Origin of the sequence: Bradyrhizobium sp. S3.12.5 (genome assembly GCF_040548225.1) — a bacterium.
In the GTDB taxonomy this organism is placed as follows: Bacteria; Pseudomonadota; Alphaproteobacteria; order Rhizobiales; family Xanthobacteraceae; genus Bradyrhizobium; species Bradyrhizobium cytisi.
Genome location: NZ_JBEPRF010000034.1, coordinates 1 through 22,763, shown reverse-complemented (window position 1 = coordinate 22,763; position 22,763 = coordinate 1). Strand labels below are relative to the sequence as shown.

Genomic DNA, 22,763 nt, shown 5'->3' with positions numbered 1-22,763 from the left:
AGACTGCGGCCCATGAGACGGAGCGAAAGATCGCAGGCCATCGCAGGTTAGTCGGTTGGAGCGCGTAATCGGCTATGGCATCATAGCGCCACGGCGAATGAGTAGTGCCCATCTTCGTCTGCCGTGGTGCGCCACTTCAGGACTGCGATATTGCCGCCAATCTCCGCCCTCCTTGCTCCGCGGCGCCTCATTCGTCGGGCTCCGCGCTCAGGTGCCGGCTTGGCTCCATCCGTTCGTGAAGCACCCTTACGATCTCTACGAGGCCCGGCCGAATGACGCGGTAGAATAGAACGTGGACAGGCTGTCTCACTGTCGCCTCACCGCCGCCGGCACGTGCATGCCGGAGGTGAAAACTTCGAACTCCGCGAGACAACTCGCCACGGTCTTGCGTCGCAGCGCCGTCCGGTTGAGCCGCGACTTTTCGCATCGCGGCCGAGAGGAGCGTCGCATACCGGCGCTTGCCTTCGGGTCCCCATCGCTCCGCGCTGACAGCGAGGATTTGCGCAAGATCACTTCGCGCCAACGATGAAAGACGGAAGCGCGCCATCTGGAGATCAGCGGACGCCCGAGGGGGCCGTCAAGCTTTCCAGATAGTCGTCAAGCTCGGCGTCATCCACTTCGACAAAATCTCCCCGGTCGAGCGCATCGAGGCCGGCCTTGATCTGGACGCGCAGAGCCTTCAGCTTCAATGCGTCTTCGCGGCGCCGCTGCTGCAGCACACGGAGTGCGTCGCGCACCGCTTCGCTCGCATTCTGGTACTCTCCCGTCTTCACGACCTTTTCAACGAAGGCGTCCTGCTCGTCGGTCAGGCTGATATTGCGAGTGGGCATTGCCGTTCTCCCGGTGTCAGGGAGATTTTATCATTTATGGCAAAGTTTGCCAACTCGATCGATTTGGCACGGGCCTGCAATAATCGCAGTCCATCGCTGCTTTTCGGCTTGGTTCGCACTGCGGGCTCCGGCCTCATAGCGCCACGGCGAAGCAGTAGTGCCCATCTTCATCGGCCGTGGTGCGCCATTTCGGTACACGCTATCGATGCCGAGCGCTGCCGATTCCGCTGCGCTTTCTTGGAACGCGGCGGCGGTGTCTAAGCCGTGTGATCGACCCTGTAGGGCCGAACGAGGACGTCAGCCGAATTTTCCGTGCCTCACTCAGCTTGTGGATCGTGTCGACCGTGACCGTGCGCCGCCGAGCGAGAATTTCGGCTGCACGCGGTCAACGCAATATCGGGCTTACTTCTTGAACCATCGGACTTCTAGAGCGATCAGTCCGCAGCCATTTGGATCACGCCGCTTTTACCCAATCGGTATGAAAATCTCTCGCGGCTCGCCTAACCAAACTCCGGAAGTGTCGAACCACGGCTGAAGGATCGCCGCGGCGCGATGCGAGGTTCAGAACGGCTTTCGGTTGATTGGGTCCCTTGAGGCGCCGATACGCAACACCGTCCATGATCATTCGCTCCAAGGAAGCCGGAACGGCGCAAATCCCGAGGCCGGCTGCAACGAGGCTCAGCGCAGATGTGATGCGCGGCGCTTCCTGGCCGAGCCGTGGACTGAAGCCTGCCTTGAGGCACGCCGCGGTCGTTGCGTCATACAGTCCCGGTCCATGCTGGCGCGCATAGACGATGAAGGTTTCACCGGCGAGATCTTTCAATGACACCGCGTCATCGCCGGCGTACTGAGCCAGCGCATGAGCACTGGGCAAGGCCATGACCATTGGTTCCTCAAGCAAGGCGTCGACGACAAGGTCCTCCGGTTCGGCCATGGGCGTTCGTAGAAAGGCTGCGTCCATCTGCTCGTTTCGGAGGCGTTTGAGGAGCTCCGGGCTGAGGCACTCCTCCAGTGTCAGGCTCACCAGCGGGAAGGCCTCCCGGAACGCGCGGATGATACGCGGCACGAATGGATGAAATGGACCGGTGGGCGTGACGCCCACGCAAAGCCGACCCTGCTCGCCTCGCGCCGAGCGCCGCGTTGATTCGATTGCTCGCTCGTTCTGCGTGAGCATCGCGCGCGCATGGTCAAGGAAGACGCGGCCAGCTTCGGTCAGTTCGACACCGCGCGCCTTGCGGCGAAAGAGCTGAACGTCAAGTTCGCGCTCAATTGCCTTGATCCGTTGGCTGAGCGGCGGCTGCTGCATGCCGAGGCGCTCGGCAGCCCGCGTGATATGTCCTTCTTCCGCGACGGCGATGAAATACCGGAGATGCCTAAGCTCCATTGCCATATCCAGTTCAATATGAATTTCGTTACCTTCATATTATACCCCGTCTTTCTGGGTGGTGGTATCAATCTCTGCTTTGGGGAGCATTGACGCCCCGGGTGTCCCGCGGTGGCGTTTCTCGACAACTCGAAAGACCGCCATGAAATTTCTGCGCCGGCAATTTCTACAGCTAACTGCGGGTGCGGCCTTCGCGCCTATTCTATCGACCGCTGCGTCGGCGCAAACATATCCGACGCGGCCGGTGCGTGTGATCGTTCCTTACGCAGCCGCCGGTCCGACCGACATACTGGCGCGCCTCACGGCGGCAAAATTGTCCGAACGTCTCGGAAAACAGTTCTACGTCGAGAACATCGGCGGTGCCGGTGGCAACATCGGCTTGGGTCAGGGAGCGAGAGCGGCACCCGACGGCTATACGGTCCTTGTGGTACCGCCAAATATTGTCGTCAACCCGGCCATGTACGACACGGTACCCTACGATCCTTACAAGGACTTCGACCCGGTAACGATTGCTGTCACCTCGCCCACGGTGCTCACGGTCCATCCGTCATTAGCAGTCCAGACTGTCAAAGATCTTGTTGCATTGATCAAATCCGGTCCCGCCAAATACAGCTTCGCTTCTCCGGGGACCGGGACCCCGCCACATCTCGTCGGCGAGCACTTCCGCCTGTTGCTCGGCCTCGACCTTGTGCATGTGCCCTTCAACAGCGCGGGCTTGGCGGTCGGCGCAACGCTCGCCGGGCACACGCCCATTGCCTTTACCTCGTTGCCACCGGCGGTGCCGCAGATCAAGGAGGGCAAGCTGCACGCCCTGGCTGTGACGAGCAAGGCGCGGTCGCAGGCACTGCCGGAGGTGCCCAGCATGGCGGAAGCCGGCTATCCCGCAGTAGAGGGCGAGGGATGGTTCGCGTTCATCGTTCCTGCCGGGACACCGATGGAGATTACCACGATGCTCCATCGCGAGATCGTCAAGATCATCGCGCTGCCGGACGTCATGGAGAAATTGACGACGCTAGGCTTCGAGGCAGTCGGAAATACGCCTAATGAGGCTGCTGCCCTGTTCAGGACCGAGGGCGCCAAATGGGCAAAGGTCATTCGAGAGGCGGGGATCAAGGCTAATTGAGAAGCCTGGGTTGCGGCGTTTGCCATTGGCCCAAGCGCAGCGACCGCTGCGCCCGACTTTTTGGAATTGACCGGAACGTTTCGTCGCATTGATCATTTCGAGGGTACATCGAGCGATACCTCTGCTGTGATCGAGCATATCGACAAGGGCGCGATCAACGTCAGTGTCCTCTGTGAGACCCGACTTTTCGAGCTGATCGGCCGCACTTTGTGCTGCATCAATGTTGCCCGATGTAGCGCACGAATTCCACGTGGCCGTAAGGATAGGTCGGCGGATCCGGTGGCGTCAGACGCGTCAGTTTGAAACGATCGAGTTGTGCCAGGATCTGGAAATGTTCGGCAGCTCTCACGCGCTTTAGATTCTCGACCTTGTAGGCCCCACCCAATTGCAGCGCAGGAAAGAAGCCATAAACCTCGCCCGGTTCGAGCATTCCGTGCCGCGCGACGGCGGCGGCAAAGAATTCATGATCCTCCGGTCCAAAGGCCCATCGCCCGGTGCTCGCAAGGCTGGACACACTGAAGTCCTCGGAGAACGGCTGTCCCGTGCGTCGGTCGTGCCACGCGCTCGCCGGCGGATTGAAGACTGCGGACTCAAGGAGGGAAACATTCATCTGGCGCCGACGCCGGTGCCACACTTTCAGATCACCGAATGCGGTATAAGCGACCACCGTCATGTCGGACGGGCTGAATTCTTCATCACCGTTGAAGATGAGCTCAAGCACGGAATCGAACGGCTCGGGATCGCAGAGCCAGTACAATCCATCGAAATATGCGCCACGCCCATGCTCAAGCCAGAAGCGGATCAAGGCCCGGGGCGCGCGATCCACATAGCGGGCGGCCTCCTCGGAGCTGATCCTGCTGGCGTGCTTCGGTTCTCCGAGCTTCTGGATCATGGACGCCAGCATGTCCACCTGCCCTGGAGAATTCGGCGGATCCTGAGCCAACGCGAACCGCGGGGTTATCAGCAAAGCGGCGGATGTCGCCCAGCCAAGCACCGCTCGCCGCGAGGCAGAATGCCTCCTAAATTCGACCTCGCCAGCTAGGCCCCCAAAAGTCATCTCGTGATGTCCTGGTCGACGCCAATTCAATCAAAACCTCGAGACAGCGCTTTTATTCCGGCCAGAACCTCGAGGCGACCTGCGCTCTCGCCATTTCATCCCACCGCAGCACTGACCTTTTCACCGGCATCGCGCGCCGTCGGCGTCGTGACCACCGACATCGCCGGCCCATCGCCCGGCGGGCCGATCAGGCAGGCGAACCGGCCCCGCCAGGTCGGCGATCGCCAGAGATCGCGCCCGAGCGCCGCCCATTCGTGAAACGCGATGACGACCGGATTGTTGGAGCGCAGCGGCTTCACCAGGCCGTAATTGCACGGCAGGTCGTCGCGTTCGGCGACGAAGGTGCCGAACATCCGGTCGAACACGATGAAGATGCCGCCGTAGTTGCGATCGAGATACTCCGCGTTGCAAGCATGGTGCACGCGATGATGCGAGGGCGTGTTGAGCACATATTCCAGCCAGCCGAGTTTCGGGATCCACTCCGCGTGCAGCCAGAACTGGTAGAGCAGATTGATGCCGGCTGCGATGAACACCGGTCCCTGTGCGAAGCCGAGCCAGATCATCGGCACGTAGAAGATTGCGGCACCGGTCAGCCTCCCGGTCCAGCCGAAGCGGTAGGACGCCGCGAGATTGAACTCGTTCGAGGAATGGTGGATCGCATGCGTCGCCCAGAACCAGCGAACCCGGTGGCTGGCGCGATGGAACCAGTAGTAGCTGAAATCCTGGGCGATCACGAGCACGACCACCGACAGCACGCTGTTGAGCGGGATGGTGAACAGCCGGTGGCTCCAGGCCAGATCGACCAGCGGCTGCGCGATGCTGAGCGGCAGCAGCGTGTAGACGAGATATTGCCGGCCGAGCGCATCGACCAGCGAGGCGCAATAGGCACGCCAATTGTAGTCACGGCGCATCACCAGGGCCAGGACGAGCCCCTCCAGCGTCGCGATCACGATCACGGCGGGAAGGGAAAACTGCAGAACGGAAATCAATGGCTTCATGGCAACCTCGCATCCGCAGGCGTCTCGCCTGCAGGGCATGAGTTGCACGGGGGCAGTGCGGCGGCGCGCCGATTCCTGAACGAAGACTGGCCGATTCCTGCAAAGGGCCCGTCAAATCAGGAAACGGCTAGACTTCGGCCCCTGCCACACCGCCGGCACGAGCCCGCCGATACTCGGACGGCGTCAGGCCGGTATGCGCCTTGAAGGCGCGATTGAAGGGCCCGATCGAGCCGAAGCCGGCGTCGAGCGCAATGGTCAGGATCGGCACTGCGGCTTGCGTGGGATCGCTCAGCGCGGCCTCGACCTCAGCCAGACGATAGCCGTTGACGAAGGCGCTGAAATTGCGATGGCCGAGCTGCCGGTTGATCAGATGGCGTAGCCGGTATTCCGGAATCTCGAGTTTTTGTGACAATGTTGCGATGCTCAGGTCCGGCTCACGAAAGACCTTGTCGTGGTCGAGCAGGCGGCGCAGCGCCGCGAGTTCGGCTGCATCGGGTTCGGTTGCCGGCACTGCTGCCGGTGGATCACGCGAAATCACGGTCGGCTGGCTCGCCAGCGCAGGCGCGGGCACCAGCGGTGGTTCAGTCGAGGCCAGCGTGCCCAGCACGGCGAACAGGAATATCACCGCCGTCAAGCCGGCCGCGTTGGCGAGACTGAGCGATGACACGGACAGGCCACCGGGCCAGAGCCAGTCCGATGCAATAATGAACAGGGCATAGAGCACGGTGACGACGGCATACCAGACGCGCAGCCGTCGCCGCTTCTCCACCAGGTCGGCCGCGCGCCCCGACAGCACATGCCAGATGCCCAGCAGCAGAAGCGACACGGACAGAGCGGTGCGCGCTACATCGACGGACATCGGATGCCTGGACATGTCGATCCATGCGAGGCCCATCAATGCGAGCGCGCCGAGCGAATGGTACCAGCGCAGGCGAAATTCATCGACGAAGATGGCGCTCACTGCAATCCAGAATGCGGCCGGCATGCCGCCGCTGACGAGATGCACCGGAATGCGCAGAAGCAGAGCCAGCGCACCGAAGCCGGATGCCGATTCGACGACATAGGCCGCGATGCTCAAATTCAGCAGTGCGGAATAGCGGCTGACGGGATTGCGCCGTGCATCGCGCGCGGCAATCGCCACGCGAAAAAGAAGAATGACGACCGCTCCTCCTCGCAATGCGGCTTCCAGGGTCGACATGCGATTCAGCGGTCCGAATGAGAGCGTCTTTGGGAAAAGGACAGGAAGAGTATCGTATCAAACTCACCTATTTTGTTTCCAAATATTTCCAATCGTTCAACGGAAACATTGAGCAACCGGCGGACTGCGGCTCCAACGGCTCGGCGCCAGCTCCCGTGTCTACCACCGCCCGACCGGGCAAATCCAACCGCCAAGGTGAACCTGCGAACCCAGGACTGGATGCGACTTGGGCAATATCGACCCGAGCCCACCAAAAGCACGGATAGCAACCATGACCTCGATTTCGGCGCTCTCCACACATCACCACCAACACACATCGCCCCTGCAGCGACTGCAAGACGAGCTGCAATCGGAAGTCAGTTCCGACACGATCAGTGCATCCGATCAGTCGGCGCTGTCCTCCGCGCTCGACGATATCGACTCCTCCCTGCAATCGGACGGGACAAGCGATCAACCCGGCAGCGGCAGCGGACCTGACGGCATCAAGTCGAGGATCGATAGTCTGATTCAGCAGGAGGTGTCGTCCGGCAAGCTCACCGACCAGCAGGCCACCGAGCTGCAAGGTATCTTCAAGTCTGCGTTCGCGCACGGACCAGGTGGAGCGGGCGGACCGCCACCGTTCAACGCGCCGCCTCCTGTCGGCGGCACCGACAGCTCGTCCAGCGGCACGAACACTTCGTCGAGTGGCAATTCGACGGCGGATCTGCTCGAGAAATTCCTGGATTCGCTGAAAGCCTCGCTCGCGGATTCGACCTACAGCGGGTCGGGATCGAACGGCACGTCCAATCCCTCCGACCCCTCGCTGTCCAATGTCCTTCTCAACGACCGGATCTGATATCGGCGACGCAACACGCGTCTGATCCGGCTATCCTTCGGCATCCCAAAGGGTGGCTCAGCTGCGATCCGGACGGGGGCCATACGCGGCCCTCGTCCTCGCGGTCTCAGTGCCTGACATGCTCGAACACCACGATCACGCCGGTCGGCTCGGGCTCGTGCGCCATCAGGCGCGTCAAATCCGCATCGCTCCAGTCGGCGAGGCTGACGACTTCACCGGTCTCGCGCTCCGCGCCGAGCGATGGCGTCGGCTCGAGGACTTTCAATCCCATCTCGTCGACGAAGAAGGTATGTTCCCCAAACATGCTGTTCAGCTGGGGCATGGCGGGATGCTCGTCGGGCAGCACCTGGGCGCCGAGCTGGTTGACGGTCTGCTTCACCTGGTCGGATGTGAGCTTCATGAGCTGCTCCGTTTCTGTCATGTCGGGTTTCATGGCTTGAACCAAGGTTTGGCCGGAGCGCGTGTTCCCTGCGCCTGTGTCGCCTGGCTCAAACTCCGAACGGGTGCTGCTCACAAATGTTCCAGCGAAATGAATTTCGTGATCGCACGTTGCATCTGCCGCGCCGACGGCGCGAGATCGCCACACGATGTCCACGATCTGATCGATGAGCGCTAGTGCTCGCTCCGGTTTTCGCCGACCGAGAGCGCGCAGATGCGTGACAGATGTATGTAGGGCAGCCCCGTCTCCTCCGCCCAGGCGTTGAACTGCGCCTGCACCTTGGCGAGATCGCCCTTCGACTTGACCTCTTCGGCGATGTCGAGGCCGGCATCGCGCAGGCAGGCGACGACATCCTTCGAGGTGACGAATCCGTCCCAGCCGACGAAGCGCAGCAGCATCTGGCCGGTGTTGCCGCCGAGCCTCGAGCCGCGCTTGGTCAGGAGATCGAGCAGGCCGATCTCGTTGGACGGCGGCCATTTCGCCAGAAACTTGCCGAAGCTGCCATGCTCCTTCGCAATCTCCTGCACGAAGGCGGCGTTGTCGCGCACCGACATGATCTTGGCGCCATTGCGCACGATCCGCGCATCGCGCAGCAGGGCTTCCCAGTAATCTTCGGGCTGGAAGCTGAGCTTGGCCGGCTGGAAGCGCAGGAAGGCATCTTCAAAGCCGCCCCACTTCGCATCGATCACGCTCCAGGCGAAGCCCGCGCAAAACACCCGCCTGGTCATCTCCGCGAGGATGCGATCGTCGCCAAGTTTTGCGAGCCCCTTCAGGTCGGGCTTGTCAGGCATCAGACTGTCGAGCGCCTTGGGCCCGCCTTTGCGCTTCTCGGCACGGGCACGAATGGTCTTGAAGGAGGTCATGCGATCGCTCGCGTTGAAGGCGCGCCACGACACCAGAATTCGACGATCCGGTCCAGTCCTGCGACGCACCGCCACTTGCGCGCTCCCGCGCGTCACAGCATGCTTCCTTCCTGCCGGATTGGCAGAACCAGGCGGCCGTGCTGGTCCGCTTCTTGCTTTATGACAGTTTGGAATTCGCAGACATTTTCACGCTCTCTCCGACGGATTCTCAATGCGCTGCCTGGTCGTGGCCGACCTGCACTACTCGTTGCCGCAGCTCGATTGGCTCGTCAGCGCGGCGCCGCAATTCGACCTTGTGATCTTCGCTGGCGACGCGCTGGACATCGGATCGATGGTGGATTTCCGTGCCCAGATCGTGGTGGTGAAGAAGTACCTTGCGCTGATCGCGGCGCAGACCAGGGTCATTCTCTGCTCCGGCAATCACGACCTCGACGAGCGCAACGCGGAGGGCGAGAAGATCTCGCGCTGGATCTCGGAGGTACGCGAGCTGGGCATCACCTGCGACGGCGACAATCTCACGATCGGCGACACGCTGTTCACAGCTTGCCCGTGGTGGGACGGACCGCTGGTCAAGCAGCGCATCGCCGAGCAGCTGCGCAATGCCTCGCTCAACCGTCCGCAGCGGTGGATATGGGCGCATCACGCGCCGCCGGCCAATTCGCCGACCAGTTGGGGCGGCAAGCGGTTCTTCGGCGACGTCGAGCTGGTGCAGTGGACCATGCAGTATCAGCCGTCGATGGTGATCTCGGGCCATGTGCATCAATCCCCCTTCATCACGGACGGCTCGTGGTTCGACCGGCTGGGCCAGACGTGGGTGTTCAATGCCGGCCTGCAACCGGGACGACCGCCGACACATATCGTGCTGGACCTGGATGAGAACAGGGCGTTCTGGCTGGCGGCGGGCGAGGCGCAGTGGATTGATCTCGGCGCGCCGTTAAAGCGACCGGCCGCCACGATCGAGAATCCACCTGACTGGCTTACATCCTTGGGTCGGATTGCCGATCCGAGCCTGGCGAGACCTCGAGCGGCGGCAGGTTGATCATGCTCTGCAGCACCTCGCCGACCATGGCGAGATGCGTGCCGTGACCGGCATATTGCCGCTTGAGATCGGCGAGATAGGTGTTGGCGGCATTGAGCCGCTGCGCCAGCATGCGCGCGATCAACAGCGTGACCTCCGGCTCCCGCTTGAGGAGCGAGGCAGCGTCCTCGAACTCGTAGACGACGGTGTCGGCGCAAGCCCGCACAGTCGCCGTGTGCGGCAGCCCCAGCAACACGGACATCTCGCCCAGCACCGCACCGGGCTCGGCAATGGTGGCGACCACCATCTCGCCCTTGAGCACCTCGAGCTTGCCGCTCATCAGCACATAGAGATGGCCGGAGGCGCCGCCTTCGGTCACCAGATGCGTGCCGGCCGCAATCTGCCGCTCAGTTCCCCCGGTGCAATAATCCAGAACCGCGCGCATCGCCGCAAACTCCCGTCCTCAGAGACAGTAGAGCACGATCCGCAGGGAGATGCAGCGGTTTTTGAGCGTGCCGCGCGTCACGCCCGCGAGAGTGAAGGCACCTCCTCCGGCATAATGGCCTGGAGGCCGCCGAAGCGACGCTCGCGGCCATGGAAGGAGGCGAGCGCCGCGGCAAGATCGCCTGCATCGAATTCCGGCCACATCCGCTCGGTGAAATGCAGCTCGGCATAGGCGCCTTCCCAGAGCAGGAAGTCCGATAGTCGCTTTTCACCCGACGTGCGGATGATGAGATCGACGTCGCGCAAGCCGGCCTCGCCGGTCACCAGTTGCGAGAAGGCTTCGCGGGTGAGGCTGGTCAGCGCGGCCGCCTTCGCCGCAGCGTTCAGGATGGCGTCGCGCGCGGAATAGTCGACGGCGATGCGCAGATGCAACGTGGTGCCGTGGGCAGTGGCGGCCTCCGCGCGCGCGATGGCGGTGGCGATGCCGTCCGGCAATCGGTCGCGACGGCCGATCACGTTGAGCCGCACGCCGTTCTTCACCAGGCTCTGCACCTCATTGGCGAGATAGAAGCGCAGCAGCGTCATCAGCGCGGCGACCTCGGCCTTCGGCCGGCGCCAATTGTCGGTCGAGAACGCATACAGCGTCAGCGTGCCGATGCCCTGCTTCGGCGCGGCCTCGACGATGCGCCGGATCGTCTCGACGCCGGCCTCGTGACCGCGCATGCGCGACAGGCCGCGCCGCGTCGCCCATCGTCCGTTGCCATCCATGATGATGCCGACATGAAGCTTCTCGTTAGGGGGCGTGACGTCACTTTGCATCGCAAAGCCTCCAGTCAAAAAAGGGGGCGATCAGGTCGGAAGAATGCCGAGGCGGCCAAGCGGCGGTGCCTCGCGGCCGGCGGCCCTGGCGGCATCGCGCACCAGCCGCTCGAGCACGGCGAGATAGTCGAGGAAGCGGCGGCGGCCGGTCCTGGTCAGACGGCAGGTGGTGTGCGGGCGATTGCCCTCATAGCCCTTGGTCACCTCGACCAGACCGGCCTCCTGGAGCACGGCGAGGTGCCGGCTGAGATTGCCGTCGGTGAGGCCGCAGAGCTGCTTGAGATCGGCGAAGGCAAGCCCCTTCGGGTACGCCATCAGCGAGGTCAGAAGCCCGAGCCTCGCCTTCTCGTGGATCACACGGTCGAGCCCTTCATAGGAGAACGGCGCGCTGTCAGTCTTCGACATCATTCTCTCCGGACGCGACATACAGAATGGCCGCCATCACCGACTGGCCGATCACGAAAGGCAATCCCATGGTCCATGGTGACAGCATGTGGGTCCGGCTCGCCAGCACCACCACCGCAAAGCCCGAGATGAAGTACCAGGCCCCGGCAAACGCCACGCTGCGCGGCAGCGAGCGGATGGAGGCGAAAATGCCGAGCGAGACCAGGATCTGCCACAGTCCCGGCAGGAGCCACAGCGTCTCGGCTGCGAACTTCCACATCACCACCGCGAGCAGGACGCCGGCGACGGCCGCGGGCAAGAACTGCTCGACCGCCTGATGGATCATGGCGTCGGCGAGGCCCGAATGATGACGGTGCGAGCGCGCGCGCATCTCGATCCAGATCATCGCCCCGGACAGCATAGCCGCAACGAACCAGCCAAGAAAGAAGCCGAGCGGCTCGCCGGTGGGATCGCCGAGCAGCCAGAATTGCAGGATCGCGGTGGCAAGCGCGATCGCGCCGGTCGCAGCCATCGTCGCCGGACCATAACCGCGGAACGCCGTCCCAGCCGCAATCTGGCTGCGAATCGCCACGATGTCCGCCAGCGCCTTGTCGAGATCGCGCATCGGCAACGCCTAAACTCCGCTCCACCCCTTGCGGCCGGAATCGCCCCGGTCACTTTGTATCACAAAGTATACCGCGCTACAAAGCAAAGGCAAGCCGGAATGTCGCAAGCAGGAGACATGGACCGGCCGGACAACTGCCGGTTGCGCAACGCCTGCCCGCGCGGATAAGATGGACCCAAACGCCGTCCCGGGGGAAGTTATGTTGCTTAGGTCGTTTGTCGTTACCTCTCTTTTGCAGCTGAGCCTTGCCGGAGCAGCAAATGCGGCCGGACCGTTCGGCTCGGTCAATGTCGGCAACTGGATCGGCGGTGCCTTCAGCAACGATCAAACGGGCGCCTTCTCCCATTGTGCGGCGACAACGCCTTATGCGAGCGGCGTCATCCTCGTCGTGAGCCAAAATGCCGCCGGCACATGGTCGCTCGCCTTTGCGAGTCCCGGCTACCGCTTCAACAAGGGCGAGAACGCCGCGATCGACGTGACGTTTGATGGGCAGGAGCAAGCCAGGCTGTACGCCACCGCGTACCAGCCCAACATGCTCACGGCCATCATGCCGCTCAACGTTGTGCGTGCGTTTCAGAAGGCGAGCCTGATGGTGGCGACGGCCGGCCGCGCCGTTCTGAATTTCGATCTGACCTCGACCGGACCGGTGATCGCCGCATTGGCCAATTGCGTGATCAAGGTGAAAGCCGACGGGCTCGACAAGGCCGGCGATTTCACCAAGGGTGCCGCGAAGCCGGCAGCCGCGGCGGACAAGCAAGGCGCACCGCCTGCCAGCAAGCCCGGCAAAGGAGCCAAGAGTAGCTCCGGCTTTGGCACCGGCTTCGTGGTCAGCGCCAGCGGGCATATCGTCACCAACAACCACGTGATCGACGGTTGCAGCGAACTCAAGGGGAATCTCACTGGCGAACCCGCGATGGTGTTGCGAGTCGTGTCGAGCGATGCGAACAACGATCTGGCTTTGTTGCAGCCGTCATCGGCCGTGGCATTCAAGGACTTCGCCCGGATCCGCGATCGCTCGTTCCACTCCGGCGATTCCGTCGTCGCGATCGGCTTTCCCTATCATGGCTTGCTCACGTCGGACTTCACCGTGACGACCGGGATCGTGAGCTCGCTCAGCGGCATGCTCAACGACACGCGATTCCTGCAAATTAGCGCACCGGTGCAGCCCGGCAATAGCGGCGGCCCGCTGTTCGACAATAGCGGTCAGATTGTGGGCGTGGTCACGGGAAAGCTTCCCGGCTTGCGCATAGCCGCGGCCACCGGCAACATTCCCGAGAACATCAACTTCGCCATCAAGACCGGCGCGTTGCGCGACTTCCTCGACAATTCGGTTGTACCGTACCAGACGGCCGAGCCGAAGGGCGAGCTCAAGACCACCGACATCGCCGGCAACGCCCGCGCCTACACGATGCTGATCTCGTGTAAAGGGACCGAGCAGGCCGACGCGAAGAAGTAAGAAGCGGATCAAAGGCAAGTTGCCACCTTACCCACCGCTGTCGTTCCCCGCGAAGGCGGGGAATCCAGCACGCCGCGACCTACCGATTCAAGCACTCCCGTTTCGGACTACTGGATCGCCCGCACATCAAGCCGGGCGATGACGCCGTTGATGCGTGCACAACGTGCCCATCAAATCACCCGTGGCAGCACGCGCCCTTCGCCTGCGGCTCGTACTGGTCGTGCAGGCGGACCCAGTCCATCGGATAGGGCAGACCCTCCTCGTGACGGCCGAGCGGGGTGAGGTCGAGATATTGATAGGCCGCGTTCATCATGTCGAGGCCGCGGGCGAAGCAGGAATAGGTGTGAAAGATCGAGCCGGCCTCGTTGCGATAGAACACGCTGATGCCGGGCAGCTCGGGCCCATAGAACGGCGTGGTGCCGAAATTGTATTTCGGGGCGCCATGGTCGATCTGCTCGCGCGTGAACGAGACCTCGTAATCATAGTTAAAGTCGTTGTGGCCTGAGGACACCCACTCAAAGCTCCAGCCCATGCGCTTCTTGAACGCCTCGAGCTTTTCGACTGACGCCAGCGAGATCGCGACCATGGTGGTGTCGCGCGCCGCCAGATGCGGCACCATGCGCTCGAAACCATCGGCCCAGAAAGAGCAGCTCTTGCAGGCGGCCTCCCAGTCGGGCGCGAACATCACGTGCTGCACCACGAGCTGCGGGCGGCCCTTGAAGAGATCGCCGAGCGTGACCTTGCCGTTCGGACCATCGAATACATAGCCCTTGTCGACCTTTACCCAGGGCAATGCGCGGCGCTCCTCGGCAAGGCGTTCGCGGGCCCGGCTCAACTCCTTCTCATGCGCCAGATGGGCTTTGCGGGCGGCGACCCATTGCTCGCGCGAGACGATCTGATGTTGCTGCATGATGTCCTCCTTGCGGTCAGGCGACGAAGGTATCGAGCTTGTCGAAGAACGAGCTCCAGCCACGCTGGTGATTGTCGCGCGCGGTTTCGTCGAAGAACTGGGCGTGATGAAAAATCATCAGCGTCCCGGCACTGTCCGGCTTCAGCGTGATCGTCACCAGCGATTCGCGTTCCGGCGTCGAATGCCAGGCCCAGGTGAAGACCAGCCGCTCGTTCGGCACAACCTCGCGATAGAGGCCGCCCGCCTCGAAATATTCGCCGTCCTCGCGGGTGAAGGAGATGCGGTAGCGGCCACCGGAGCGAACATCGAGCTCGGCATTCAGCGTCGCCGGCTTCATGTTCGGCGGCCCGAACCATTGCACTAACTGCTCGGCTTGCGTCCAGGCGGCGAAGACCTTTTCCGGCCGCGCGCGGAGCCGGCGCGTGAGCGTGAGGCTTGGACCTTCGGTTGCGCGTTCGGCGGCGTTGGCGGCTGCACTGACCATGGTTTGTCCTCCACAAATGCGGCAAGGCGGTCGAAGCTCTCGGACCAGAATTGCGCGTAGCGATTGAGCCAGTTCATCGCCTGCTCCATCGGCTGCGCGGTAAGCCGGCAGGAGACCGTGCGTCCGGCCTTCTCGCGCACGATCAGGCCCGCATCCGTAAGCACGTCGAGATGCTTCATGATCGCCGGGAGCGAGATCGAGAACGGCGCCGCCAGCTCGCTCACCGAGCTGTCCTTTTCGCCGAGACGCGCGAGCAGCGCGCGCCGTGTCGGATCGGACAGCGCCGCAAAGGTACGATCGAGCCTCTCGTCTTTATACTTAACCATAAGGTTTAGTATAGACGCAACAGCCACCCCGTCAAGCGGGAACCACGCAGGGAAAAAGCCCCGCCTTGCGGCGGGGCTTCATGTCCGGTCATTCACGCGATTGCTACTCGACCTTGAGGCCGGCGAACTCGACGACCTTCTTCCACTTCGCGGTCTCGGCCTCGATCTCCTGGCCGAACGCCTCCGGCGTCAGCACCAGCGGATCGCCGCCGAGCTCGACCAGCCGCTTGGTCATGTCGGGCTCCTTCATGAGCGTGTTGATCTCGTTGTTGAGCTTGGCGATCATGTCCTTCGGCATGTTCTTCGGCGCACCCATGCCGAACAACGCGCTCGCCTCGTAGTCCTTCACGGTCTCGCCGATCGCGGGAACGTCCGGCAGCTGCGGCGAGCGCTGCGCCGTGGTGACGCCGAGCGCGCGAAGCGAGCCGGAGCGGATGTGCTGGATGATCGAGGGCATGTTGTCGAAGATCACCTGCACCTGGCCGCCGAGCATGTCGGTGATCGCGGGCGCAGCGCCGCGATAGGGCACGTGCTGCATCTTGCAGCCGGTCATCGCCATGAACATTTCGCCGGACAGATGCACCGAGGTGCCGTTGCCGGAGGAGGCCATGTTCACCTTGCCGGGGTTGGCCTTCACATACTCGATGAACTCGGCGACGGTCTTGGCCGGCACGTCGTTGTTGACGGTCATCACGTTCGGCACGCGCTGGAACGCGGTGATCGGCGCGACGTCGCGGACGAAGTTGAACTTGAGATTGGCGTAGAGCGTGGCGTTGATGTAGTTCGCCGGATTGACCAGCAAGACGGTGTAGCCGTCGGGCTCGGCGTTCACGACCGATTCGGTGCCGATATTGTTGCCGGCGCCCGGCTTGTTCTCGATCACGAATTGCTGGCCGAGCCGCTCCGAGAGCCGCTGGCCGATCAAGCGCGCCAGGATGTCGGTGGCGCCGCCCGGCGGATAGCCGACCACGAACTTCACCGGCCGGGACGGATAATCCGCGGCGAAGGCCTTCGACAGCGGGCTGGCTGCAAGCGGGGTGGCGGCGAGCAGGCCGAGCGCGGAACGGCGAGTGATCATCTCAAGGGTTCTCCCAGTGTTGTTCTTGATCGTGGCGTCAGCGGCGTTGTAACAAAGCCCGCCACGCGCGGAAAGTGCGCAACGTTCATGGCGACGAAAGGATAAGGCATGCCGATCAAGGTCGAAGCCCTCGATCATCTCGTGATCAACGTCGCCGACGTCGCAATTGCCACCGAGTGGTATCGCAAGATTCTCGGCATGGAAGTCAAGGTGTTCGACCCCGGCGGCGGCAAAGCGCCGCGGACCTCGCTTCAATTTGGTCAACAGAAGATCAACGTCCGGCCGCGCGACGCCGACAAGGTGGAGTGGTTCACCGCCGACCACCAGACCGCCGGCAGCGAGGATCTGTGCTTCCTCACCTCGGCGACGCCCGACGAGGTGGTGGCGCATTTGCAGGCGCATGGCGTCGCGATCGAGCAAGGCCCGGGCCCGAGGCAAGGCGCCCGCGGCACGCTGCGCTCGGTCTATTGCCGGGATCCGGATGGCAGCCTGATCGAGATTTCATCTTACGAGGACTAGCACGGTACCGGCTCAGAACGACCCCAGCGCCACGGGGCGGAACGCCTGCAGCAGCTGCTGGTCCAGCTTGCCGCCCATGCCTTCCATCATCGTGAAGGCACGCGAGTGCGTGAAGGGCATGCGGTAGGCCCGCTTCTCCACCAGGGCTGCATAGATGTCGACGATGGTCGTCAGCCGCACGATGTCGCTGATCTGGTTCGACGATAGGGCGTTTGGATAGCCGCTGCCATCGAGGAATTCGTGGTGATGCAGCACGACATCCAGCATCTCCGGCGGGAAGCCGCCCTGGGCTGCGAGCGCGTCATAGCCGCGGCGCGGATGCTGGCGGACCTCGGCCATCTCCTCGTCGGTGAGCTTGCCGGGCTTGTCGAGCAGATTGGAGGCAACGAAGGCCTTGCCGACATCGTGCAGCAGGGCGGCACGGGTCAGCCGGCGCTGGTCGTCCTCGCGCATGCCGAGATGCTGCGCGAAGGAAACCGCAAAGCCGGTGACGAACAGGCAGTGGCGATAGCTGCCGACATGGTGGCAGCCGACGGTGGTGAGCCATTCGCGCAGCGAGGAATGCTTGATCGCCTTCAGGATCTTGCTCTCGGCCGCGATGATGTCGTCGAACGTCAGGGGAATACCGAGCGGCAGCTTCTCGAACATCTTCTTCAGCACCGCATGCGCCGCCTCGACGCCGCGGTTGAGCGTCTTGCCGCGATCGGTCGCGTCATAGGTCGCGGTGTCGGGAAACGCGGCGCGGATGCGCTGCAAAATGTCCTCGGGCTGAAGCGGACGCGAGATGGTGTCGGTGGCGCCCAGCGCCCAGGCCTGCATGGTGCCGTGATGAAGCGCGTCAGCCAGCACGAACAGCCGCGGCATCGCGCGATAGGCATCGCCGCGCAGCTTGTTGCGCACCCGCTGCACGCTCTCGGGCGCGCGCAGGTTGATATCGACCACGAGGCCGGAGAGATCGCGCGACGGCTGTTCAGGGATGTCCTGCGTCGTCACCGTCGAGACATCGCCGACCGCCTTCAGGATGCTGGCGAGCTCGGTGCTCGCATCGCTCCGGTCGGAGGCGAGCAGAAGCCGGCGTTTGGCGGCGGATTTGGCTGGCGCGTTCATGGCTTCCCCAAAGGCACGGGAGTGTATTTGGCGTCAGCCTAGGCCGGATCAGGTTCTCCGGCCCTTAAGAGGTGTGCTCAACGGAACCTGCAGGAATTGCGCGCAATTTTACGGGTTTCGGGTTCCGCGGCGGCCCAGCAAAAACCGCGAAAACAACCCCATGCACAGTAGACACTCGAGCCATTCTCATCGAAAAATGAGGAGAATAGCTGGATCATGACGAGAATAGACCCTATATTCTCACCATTTGATGCTGAGAATATGGTCTATATCCACGACAGAGCCGACTGGCCGGCGTTTCAGTGGAGCGCAGACCGGCTGGCGGCGCGGCTGGCCCAGGTACGTCACAAGCAGGGCCGCCTGCTTGGCCGGATGGAAAGTCTCGGCTTCACCTTGAAGGCAGAAGCCTCGCTCCAGACACTCACTGAAGATGTCGTCAAATCAAGCGAGATCGAAGGTGAGATTCTCGATCGCAATCAGGTCCGGTCGTCGATCGCCCGCCGGCTCGGCATCGATATTGGCGCGCTCACGCCTGTCGAGCGAAACGTCGAGGGCGTCGTCGATATGACGCTCGACGCCACCCAGAAATTCGATCAGCCCATCACCGCCGACCGGTTATTCGGCTGGCACGCCGCCCTGTTCCCGACGGGTCGGAGCGGGATGTTGAAAATTGTCGTTGGCGGGTGGCGTGCCGAACAGTCAAGCGCCATGCAGGTCGTCTCCGGGCCAGTCGGCCACGAGCACGTTCATTTCGAAGCACCCGCTGCCAACCGGCTCGAGAATGAAATGAGCGCATTCCTCGATTGGTTCAACGCCGACCGGGACTCAGATCCTGTCATCAAGGCCGCGGTTGCGCATCTCTGGTTTGTGACCGTTCATCCGTTCGAGGACGGCAACGGCCGCATTGCGCGCGTGATAACCGATCTCGTCCTCGCGCGTTCGGAACAGAGTACGCAGCGCTTCTACAGCATGTCGTCTCAAATCCGCAAAGAGCGCAACGCCTACTACGACATCCTCGAAAGAACCCAGCGAGGAACGCTCGACATCACCAATTGGCTACAATGGTTCCTCGACTGTCTCGATCGCGCTTTCGACGGCGCCGAGACCATCATCGGAAACGTGCTGCACAAGGCAAGATTCTGGGAGCGCCATCGCGCGCGTTCCCTCAATGATCGCCAGCGGCTGATGTTGAACCGCCTGATCGATGGATTTGAGGGCAAGCTCACCTCTTCGAAATGGGCTCGAATTGTCAGAGTCTCGCAAGCGACCGCTGCCCGCGACATCGAAGACCTGATCGAGAAGGGCATCCTTCAGAAGGACGCCGCCGGCGGCCGCAGCACGAGTTATTCGCTGGTGCCGTAGAGCGAGTGCTTCCACATCGTCATGGCCGGGCTTGTCCCGGCCATCCACGCCCTGCCTGCCGCGCCAAGAACGTGGATGCCCGGGACAAGCCCGGGCATGACGACCTCCAGGAAATCCCAAACGAAAATCCGCCGGAGGCTTCCCTCCGGCGGATCATCAGACGTCACGATCAAGCGCGGCTTTATGCCTTCATCGCCCCCTTCACGGCCTCGGCCGTGATCGGCAGGGCCCGGACGCGGGCGCCCGAGGCGTTGAAGATGGCGTTGCCGATGGCAGGCGCCACCACAGTCACCGCGGGCTCGCCGACGCCGGTGGCCTTCTCGCCATTGGCGATCACGGCGACCGCGACCTCCGGCACCTGGCTCATTCGCAAGGGCGTGTAGCCATCGAAGTTGGTCTGCTCGATGCCACCGTCCTTCAGCGTCGCCTTCTCGTACAGCGCCAGCGACAGGCCCCACAACGCCGCGCCCTCGACCTGGGCACGGATGTTGTCGGGATGCACCTGCGTGCCGACATCAGTCGCGACCGTGAGCTTCTTCACGGTCACTTCGCCCGACGGCGCCACCGCGACATGCGCGACGCAAGCGGTCCAGCTTGCGGTCGCACGTTCCTGCGACGACACGCAGGCGACGCCCATGCCTTCTCCCTTGGGGAGTTTCTTGGTGCCGTAGCCGGCAAGGCCCATCGCGGCCAGCAGCGTGTTGCGCAGCCGCTGCGCGCCGCCGTCGTTGTTGCCGGCACCGTCGAGCAGCGAGATGCGGTATTGCGCCGGATCCTTGCCGGCCGCGGCCGCGATCTCGTCGATCATGCTTTCGACCGCCCAGAAGGTCCAGCCCGGCGCCACCGAACGGAGCTGACCCGACGGAGTGGCGCTGTGCGCCATCTCGTTCTTGATCGCCCGCACGTGATGGTTGGGCACCGTGTAGAAGAAGTCCGACCCGTTCACCGTGAACGCATCGAGCGGCCCCTTCTTGTCGACCGAGGGCGACAGGAAGTCGGGGATACCCCAGCGCTGCGTCGGCCAGGCCGAGACCACGTCGTGGCTGAGTGCGACGAGCTTGCCGTCGCCGTCCACGCCGGCCTTCACTTTCTGGTAGGTGAGCGGACGCGAGAAATCCATCGTCATGTCGTTCTCGCGCGTGTAGATCACCTTCACCGGCTTGCCCACGGCCTTCGCCGCCTGCACCGCCGGCACCATCATGTCGGCGTCGAGCCTGCGGCCGAAACCGCCGCCGAGCCACATCTGGTGCATCACCACAAACTTCGGATCGATCCCGGCAGCACCGGCCGCAATCGCGCCGGAGCGCGTCGCGAACTGGTTGCCGGAATAGATGTGCAGGATGTCGCCCTTGAACTCCGCGGTGGCGTTCATCGGCTCCATCGGCGCGTGGATGTTGATGCTGGTGGTGTATTCCGCCTCCAGCACCTTGGCCGCTGTTCCGAGAGCAGCCGCGGGATCGCCGTCCTTGACGAAGAACTGGCCGGAATCATCGAGCTTCTGAAGCCGCTTGGCTTCATCGAGCAGCGACTCACTCGATACCTTTGCATTCGGGCCGCCGTCATAGCTGACCTTCAGCGCCGCCGCCGCCTTCTTGGCGTTGGCATAGGTGTTGGCGACCGCAACCAACCAGCCGGTCGTGGTCTGGGTCTTGTCGTCGAGGGTGACAGCCTTGATGAAGCCTGGCACCTTCTTCGCATCGGAGTCGTCGACCGATTTCACCGTGGCGCCGTAGCGCACCGGCGGCGTCACCACTGCGCCATAGACCATGCCCGGAATCATCACGTCGATGCCGTACTTCGCCGTGCCGTTGGTCTTGGAGGGAATGTCGATCTGCGGCACCGACACGCCGATCATGGTGTACTGTTCCGGCGCCTTCAGCTTGATCGCCTTCAGCTCGTCGGGCGTGAAGGTCTTGGTCGCCTTGCCGCTCTTCACGACATCGGCGAACGACATCTGCTTCTTCGACTTCGCATGCACGATCATGGAGTCGCGCACTGCGAGCTCGCCTGCCGGTACGCCCATCGCGGCGGCCGCACCTTCGGTCAACGCCATGCGTCCGGCAGCACCCGCCCGGCTCATCGCGTCGAAATTCATCATGGTCGACCAGCTGCCGCCGGTGATCTGTGCACCGAGGACCGGGTCGTTGAATTTTGGATCGTTGGAGGCGAGGTTGACCCGCATGTCGCTCCACTTGGCACCCAGCTCCTCGCAGACGATCTGCGCCATGGTGGAGGCGATGTGCTGGCCCATGTCTGCCTTGCCGCAGGTTACGGTGACCAGGCCATCGGGCGCGATCGCGTACCAGACGCTCGGCTCGAAATTGGCGGGAGCCGCAGCGAGTGCTTCGCCGACGCCGGGCACGCCGGCATATCCGAGCACGAGGCCGGTGGCGGCGGTGCCGACCAGGAAGGAGCGACGGCTGAGATCTGATGTCTCGGGGGTGATTTTTTTCACGTGATGGTTCATGTGGGCCTCCGCTCGTTGCCGGCGGCGGATGCGGTGCGCATCTCGGTGGCGGCGCGCATGATTGCCTTCTGGATCCGCGAATAGGTCATGCAACGGCAGAGATTGCCATCCATGTGGGCCACGACCTCTTCCTTGGTCGGATTGGCATTCTTCGCCAGCAGCGAGGCTGCCTGCATGATCTGCCCGGACTGGCAGTAGCCGCATTGCGGCACCTGCTCGGCAATCCACGCCTTCTGCAGGGGATGATCGCCCTTGGCGGAAAGACCTTCGATGGTGGTGATCTTCTTGCCGGCGACGTCGCCGACCATGGTCTGGCACGAGCGCACGGCTTCGCCGTTGACATGCACGGTGCAGGCACCGCACAGGCCGGCACCGCAGCCGAATTTCGTTCCGGTCATCTGCAATTGTTCGCGGATGGCCCAAAGGAGCGGCGTGTCGTTTGCCGCATCCACGGACATGCTCCGCCCGTTGATGGTGAGCGTTGGCATAGGCGTCTTCCCCTGCCGGTGCAATGAAGCCGCTTACGGCGGCAACTTGTGTAGCGGACACCCACCGGGTCGGCGGCCGCCTTGCCCGCAAGAATGATCGCGTTCGCGCGCGGAGGCAAATGCAATTTGGAATCAGTCGAAACTATCGCGGCGTCCGCTTGTTGTGCGATGCGACAACAGCGCTGACGCTAGCGACTGGACACAATTGAAGGTGCGCCAAGCATGGATGCCATCGCGACGAGGCAGTTTCCTCCGAGTAACCCAGCGGGCTAGAGTATGAAGTATGATGAAGTGAGATCGCCGATGCGGACATTCCTTCTCCCCTTGTGGGAGAAGGTGGCGCGCAGCCCCGGATGAGGGGTATCTATCCGCGAACTCACTGCGAGCTTCACTCGCGGAGAGATACCCCTCACCCGTCTCGCCGCTTTGCGGCGAGCCACCCTCTCCCACAAGGGGCTATGGGATTCCCGGATTTTGTTCTTGGTTAGCAAGAGCATATCCCTCGAGCGTAGCAGCGAGACGGTTCCAGCCGTCTCGCATGGTCTTTGG

General features: G+C 62.9%; 25 protein-coding genes. 6 read left to right on the top strand and 19 right to left on the bottom strand.

Going from position 1 to position 22,763, the window contains the following annotated elements; translation table 11 throughout:
• Nucleotides 1–187 precede the first annotated feature (187 nt).
• The 3 genes from ABIC09_RS34450 to ABIC09_RS34440 form a co-directional block, all read right to left on the bottom strand.
• Nucleotides 188–547, bottom strand: a complete 360-nt coding sequence (locus ABIC09_RS34450) for a type II toxin-antitoxin system RelE/ParE family toxin (protein ID WP_354112036.1) — start codon at nucleotides 545–547, stop codon at nucleotides 188–190.
• 7 nt (nucleotides 548–554) lie between these two features.
• A complete protein-coding gene (locus ABIC09_RS34445) occupies nucleotides 555–830 on the bottom strand; it encodes a type II toxin-antitoxin system ParD family antitoxin (RefSeq protein WP_354112035.1) in 276 nt (91 codons plus the stop codon).
• Nucleotides 831–1,284: 454 nt separating this feature from the next.
• Nucleotides 1,285–2,214, bottom strand: coding sequence for a LysR family transcriptional regulator (locus ABIC09_RS34440; protein WP_354112034.1), 930 nt, complete (start codon nucleotides 2,212–2,214; stop codon nucleotides 1,285–1,287).
• A 142-nt stretch (nucleotides 2,215–2,356) separates the two neighbouring features.
• Here ABIC09_RS34440 and ABIC09_RS34435 point away from each other — a divergent pair, with 142 nt between their 5' ends.
• The gene (locus ABIC09_RS34435; protein WP_354112033.1) at nucleotides 2,357–3,337 is read left to right on the top strand and encodes a Bug family tripartite tricarboxylate transporter substrate binding protein; all 981 of its coding nucleotides are present in this window, start codon (nucleotides 2,357–2,359) and stop codon (nucleotides 3,335–3,337) included.
• A gap of 217 nt (nucleotides 3,338–3,554) precedes the next feature.
• Here ABIC09_RS34435 and ABIC09_RS34430 read toward each other — a convergent pair whose 3' ends face one another.
• From ABIC09_RS34430 to ABIC09_RS34420, 3 genes are all read right to left on the bottom strand, one after another.
• Nucleotides 3,555–4,229, bottom strand: a complete 675-nt coding sequence (locus tag ABIC09_RS34430; protein ID WP_354112032.1) for a GAD-like domain-containing protein — start codon at nucleotides 4,227–4,229, stop codon at nucleotides 3,555–3,557.
• A gap of 260 nt (nucleotides 4,230–4,489) precedes the next feature.
• The gene (locus ABIC09_RS34425; RefSeq protein WP_354112031.1) at nucleotides 4,490–5,392 is read right to left on the bottom strand and encodes a sterol desaturase family protein; all 903 of its coding nucleotides are present in this window, start codon (nucleotides 5,390–5,392) and stop codon (nucleotides 4,490–4,492) included.
• Between the two features lie 127 nt (nucleotides 5,393–5,519).
• The gene (locus ABIC09_RS34420) at nucleotides 5,520–6,590 is read right to left on the bottom strand and encodes an AraC family transcriptional regulator (RefSeq protein ID WP_354112030.1); all 1,071 of its coding nucleotides are present in this window, start codon (nucleotides 6,588–6,590) and stop codon (nucleotides 5,520–5,522) included.
• A 271-nt stretch (nucleotides 6,591–6,861) separates the two neighbouring features.
• On the opposite strand from ABIC09_RS34420, the gene ABIC09_RS34415 reads away from it, so the two are divergent.
• The gene (locus tag ABIC09_RS34415; RefSeq protein ID WP_354112029.1) at nucleotides 6,862–7,425 is read left to right on the top strand and encodes a hypothetical protein; all 564 of its coding nucleotides are present in this window, start codon (nucleotides 6,862–6,864) and stop codon (nucleotides 7,423–7,425) included.
• Nucleotides 7,426–7,531: 106 nt separating this feature from the next.
• On the opposite strand, the gene ABIC09_RS34410 is transcribed toward ABIC09_RS34415, so the two are convergent.
• Both ABIC09_RS34410 and ABIC09_RS34405 read right to left on the bottom strand, forming a co-directional pair.
• A complete protein-coding gene (locus tag ABIC09_RS34410) occupies nucleotides 7,532–7,825 on the bottom strand; it encodes a hypothetical protein (protein WP_148754277.1) in 294 nt (97 codons plus the stop codon).
• A 212-nt stretch (nucleotides 7,826–8,037) separates the two neighbouring features.
• The gene (locus ABIC09_RS34405; RefSeq protein ID WP_148754276.1) at nucleotides 8,038–8,727 is read right to left on the bottom strand and encodes a DNA-3-methyladenine glycosylase I; all 690 of its coding nucleotides are present in this window, start codon (nucleotides 8,725–8,727) and stop codon (nucleotides 8,038–8,040) included.
• A gap of 211 nt (nucleotides 8,728–8,938) precedes the next feature.
• Here ABIC09_RS34405 and ABIC09_RS34400 point away from each other — a divergent pair, with 211 nt between their 5' ends.
• Nucleotides 8,939–9,766: a metallophosphoesterase family protein gene (locus ABIC09_RS34400; protein ID WP_354112028.1), complete on the top strand. Its 828-nt coding sequence runs from the start codon at nucleotides 8,939–8,941 to the stop codon at nucleotides 9,764–9,766.
• Here the strand turns inward: ABIC09_RS34400 and ABIC09_RS34395 are convergent.
• The 4 genes from ABIC09_RS34395 to ABIC09_RS34380 form a co-directional block, all read right to left on the bottom strand.
• Nucleotides 9,705–10,190, bottom strand: coding sequence for a Crp/Fnr family transcriptional regulator (locus ABIC09_RS34395; protein WP_148754274.1), 486 nt, complete (start codon nucleotides 10,188–10,190; stop codon nucleotides 9,705–9,707). The two genes, ABIC09_RS34400 and ABIC09_RS34395, sit on opposite strands and share 62 nt — an antisense overlap.
• A 77-nt stretch (nucleotides 10,191–10,267) precedes the next feature.
• Nucleotides 10,268–11,008, bottom strand: coding sequence for a di-trans,poly-cis-decaprenylcistransferase (locus ABIC09_RS34390; protein WP_148754273.1), 741 nt, complete (start codon nucleotides 11,006–11,008; stop codon nucleotides 10,268–10,270).
• A 30-nt stretch (nucleotides 11,009–11,038) separates the two neighbouring features.
• Nucleotides 11,039–11,413, bottom strand: a complete 375-nt coding sequence (locus tag ABIC09_RS34385; RefSeq protein ID WP_187435214.1) for a transcriptional regulator — start codon at nucleotides 11,411–11,413, stop codon at nucleotides 11,039–11,041.
• Nucleotides 11,400–12,017, bottom strand: a complete 618-nt coding sequence (locus ABIC09_RS34380) for a hypothetical protein (protein WP_354031363.1) — start codon at nucleotides 12,015–12,017, stop codon at nucleotides 11,400–11,402. The genes ABIC09_RS34385 and ABIC09_RS34380 overlap by 14 nt, the downstream gene beginning before the upstream one ends.
• Before the next feature lie 199 nt (nucleotides 12,018–12,216).
• Between ABIC09_RS34380 and ABIC09_RS34375 the strand changes: the two genes are divergently transcribed.
• Nucleotides 12,217–13,473: a S1C family serine protease gene (locus ABIC09_RS34375; RefSeq protein WP_354112027.1), complete on the top strand. Its 1,257-nt coding sequence runs from the start codon at nucleotides 12,217–12,219 to the stop codon at nucleotides 13,471–13,473.
• A gap of 175 nt (nucleotides 13,474–13,648) precedes the next feature.
• Here ABIC09_RS34375 and ABIC09_RS34370 read toward each other — a convergent pair whose 3' ends face one another.
• The 4 genes from ABIC09_RS34370 to ABIC09_RS34355 form a co-directional block, all read right to left on the bottom strand.
• A complete protein-coding gene (locus ABIC09_RS34370; protein ID WP_354112026.1) occupies nucleotides 13,649–14,383 on the bottom strand; it encodes a DUF899 domain-containing protein in 735 nt (244 codons plus the stop codon).
• Between the two features lie 16 nt (nucleotides 14,384–14,399).
• Nucleotides 14,400–14,744 carry an SRPBCC family protein gene (locus ABIC09_RS34365; RefSeq protein ID WP_246230221.1) on the bottom strand — a complete coding sequence of 115 codons (345 nt, stop codon included), beginning with the start codon at nucleotides 14,742–14,744 and terminating at the stop codon, nucleotides 14,400–14,402.
• On the bottom strand, nucleotides 14,744–15,193 hold the full coding sequence (locus ABIC09_RS34360; RefSeq protein WP_148754268.1) for an ArsR/SmtB family transcription factor: 450 nt from the start codon (nucleotides 15,191–15,193) through the stop codon (nucleotides 14,744–14,746). Before ABIC09_RS34360 ends, ABIC09_RS34365 begins: the two co-directional genes overlap by 1 nt.
• Nucleotides 15,194–15,296: 103 nt before the next feature.
• Nucleotides 15,297–16,271, bottom strand: coding sequence for a Bug family tripartite tricarboxylate transporter substrate binding protein (locus tag ABIC09_RS34355; protein WP_354112025.1), 975 nt, complete (start codon nucleotides 16,269–16,271; stop codon nucleotides 15,297–15,299).
• Nucleotides 16,272–16,379: 108 nt separating this feature from the next.
• Here ABIC09_RS34355 and ABIC09_RS34350 point away from each other — a divergent pair, with 108 nt between their 5' ends.
• Nucleotides 16,380–16,790 (top strand): VOC family protein, encoded by a 411-nt coding sequence (locus tag ABIC09_RS34350; RefSeq protein WP_354112024.1) that lies wholly within the window; start codon nucleotides 16,380–16,382, stop codon nucleotides 16,788–16,790.
• A 12-nt stretch (nucleotides 16,791–16,802) separates the two neighbouring features.
• On the opposite strand, the gene ABIC09_RS34345 is transcribed toward ABIC09_RS34350, so the two are convergent.
• The gene (locus ABIC09_RS34345; protein ID WP_148754265.1) at nucleotides 16,803–17,897 is read right to left on the bottom strand and encodes an HD-GYP domain-containing protein; all 1,095 of its coding nucleotides are present in this window, start codon (nucleotides 17,895–17,897) and stop codon (nucleotides 16,803–16,805) included.
• 261 nt (nucleotides 17,898–18,158) lie between these two features.
• Here ABIC09_RS34345 and ABIC09_RS34340 point away from each other — a divergent pair, with 261 nt between their 5' ends.
• On the top strand, nucleotides 18,159–19,259 hold the full coding sequence (locus ABIC09_RS34340) for a Fic family protein (RefSeq protein WP_354112062.1): 1,101 nt from the start codon (nucleotides 18,159–18,161) through the stop codon (nucleotides 19,257–19,259).
• 181 nt (nucleotides 19,260–19,440) lie between these two features.
• On the opposite strand, the gene ABIC09_RS34335 is transcribed toward ABIC09_RS34340, so the two are convergent.
• Together ABIC09_RS34335 and ABIC09_RS34330 are read right to left on the bottom strand one after the other, a co-directional pair.
• The gene (locus ABIC09_RS34335) at nucleotides 19,441–21,726 is read right to left on the bottom strand and encodes a xanthine dehydrogenase family protein molybdopterin-binding subunit (protein ID WP_354112023.1); all 2,286 of its coding nucleotides are present in this window, start codon (nucleotides 21,724–21,726) and stop codon (nucleotides 19,441–19,443) included.
• Nucleotides 21,723–22,214, bottom strand: coding sequence for a (2Fe-2S)-binding protein (locus ABIC09_RS34330; RefSeq protein ID WP_092231998.1), 492 nt, complete (start codon nucleotides 22,212–22,214; stop codon nucleotides 21,723–21,725). Before ABIC09_RS34330 ends, ABIC09_RS34335 begins: the two co-directional genes overlap by 4 nt.
• Between the last annotated feature and the right edge of the window lie 549 nt (nucleotides 22,215–22,763).

Excerpts from the sequence above, each read along its gene's own strand:
- ABIC09_RS34430 (WP_354112032.1), bottom strand. The coding sequence starts at position 4,229 with ATGATCCAGAAGCTCGGAGAACCGAAGCACGCCAGCAGGATCAGCTCC.
- ABIC09_RS34335 (WP_354112023.1), bottom strand. The coding sequence starts at position 21,726 with ATGAACCATCACGTGAAAAAAATCACCCCCGAGACATCAGATCTCAGC.
- ABIC09_RS34405 (WP_148754276.1), bottom strand. The coding sequence starts at position 8,727 with ATGACCTCCTTCAAGACCATTCGTGCCCGTGCCGAGAAGCGCAAAGGC.
- ABIC09_RS34425 (WP_354112031.1), bottom strand. The coding sequence starts at position 5,392 with ATGAAGCCATTGATTTCCGTTCTGCAGTTTTCCCTTCCCGCCGTGATC.
- ABIC09_RS34440 (WP_354112034.1), bottom strand. The coding sequence starts at position 2,214 with ATGGAGCTTAGGCATCTCCGGTATTTCATCGCCGTCGCGGAAGAAGGA.
- ABIC09_RS34330 (WP_092231998.1), bottom strand. The coding sequence starts at position 22,214 with ATGCCAACGCTCACCATCAACGGGCGGAGCATGTCCGTGGATGCGGCA.
- ABIC09_RS34340 (WP_354112062.1), top strand. The coding sequence starts at position 18,159 with ATGGTCTATATCCACGACAGAGCCGACTGGCCGGCGTTTCAGTGGAGC.
- ABIC09_RS34415 (WP_354112029.1), top strand. The coding sequence starts at position 6,862 with ATGACCTCGATTTCGGCGCTCTCCACACATCACCACCAACACACATCG.
- ABIC09_RS34420 (WP_354112030.1), bottom strand. The coding sequence starts at position 6,590 with ATGTCGACCCTGGAAGCCGCATTGCGAGGAGGAGCGGTCGTCATTCTT.
- ABIC09_RS34445 (WP_354112035.1), bottom strand. The coding sequence starts at position 830 with ATGCCCACTCGCAATATCAGCCTGACCGACGAGCAGGACGCCTTCGTT.
- ABIC09_RS34350 (WP_354112024.1), top strand. The coding sequence starts at position 16,380 with ATGCCGATCAAGGTCGAAGCCCTCGATCATCTCGTGATCAACGTCGCC.
- ABIC09_RS34400 (WP_354112028.1), top strand. The coding sequence starts at position 8,939 with ATGCGCTGCCTGGTCGTGGCCGACCTGCACTACTCGTTGCCGCAGCTC.
- ABIC09_RS34355 (WP_354112025.1), bottom strand. The coding sequence starts at position 16,271 with ATGATCACTCGCCGTTCCGCGCTCGGCCTGCTCGCCGCCACCCCGCTT.
- ABIC09_RS34370 (WP_354112026.1), bottom strand. The coding sequence starts at position 14,383 with ATGCAGCAACATCAGATCGTCTCGCGCGAGCAATGGGTCGCCGCCCGC.
- ABIC09_RS34380 (WP_354031363.1), bottom strand. The coding sequence starts at position 12,017 with ATGCGCGATCTCGACAAGGCGCTGGCGGACATCGTGGCGATTCGCAGC.
- ABIC09_RS34435 (WP_354112033.1), top strand. The coding sequence starts at position 2,357 with ATGAAATTTCTGCGCCGGCAATTTCTACAGCTAACTGCGGGTGCGGCC.
- ABIC09_RS34385 (WP_187435214.1), bottom strand. The coding sequence starts at position 11,413 with ATGTCGAAGACTGACAGCGCGCCGTTCTCCTATGAAGGGCTCGACCGT.
- ABIC09_RS34345 (WP_148754265.1), bottom strand. The coding sequence starts at position 17,897 with ATGAACGCGCCAGCCAAATCCGCCGCCAAACGCCGGCTTCTGCTCGCC.
- ABIC09_RS34450 (WP_354112036.1), bottom strand. The coding sequence starts at position 547 with ATGGCGCGCTTCCGTCTTTCATCGTTGGCGCGAAGTGATCTTGCGCAA.
- ABIC09_RS34410 (WP_148754277.1), bottom strand. The coding sequence starts at position 7,825 with ATGAAGCTCACATCCGACCAGGTGAAGCAGACCGTCAACCAGCTCGGC.
- ABIC09_RS34375 (WP_354112027.1), top strand. The coding sequence starts at position 12,217 with ATGTTGCTTAGGTCGTTTGTCGTTACCTCTCTTTTGCAGCTGAGCCTT.
- ABIC09_RS34390 (WP_148754273.1), bottom strand. The coding sequence starts at position 11,008 with ATGCAAAGTGACGTCACGCCCCCTAACGAGAAGCTTCATGTCGGCATC.
- ABIC09_RS34360 (WP_148754268.1), bottom strand. The coding sequence starts at position 15,193 with ATGGTTAAGTATAAAGACGAGAGGCTCGATCGTACCTTTGCGGCGCTG.
- ABIC09_RS34395 (WP_148754274.1), bottom strand. The coding sequence starts at position 10,190 with ATGCGCGCGGTTCTGGATTATTGCACCGGGGGAACTGAGCGGCAGATT.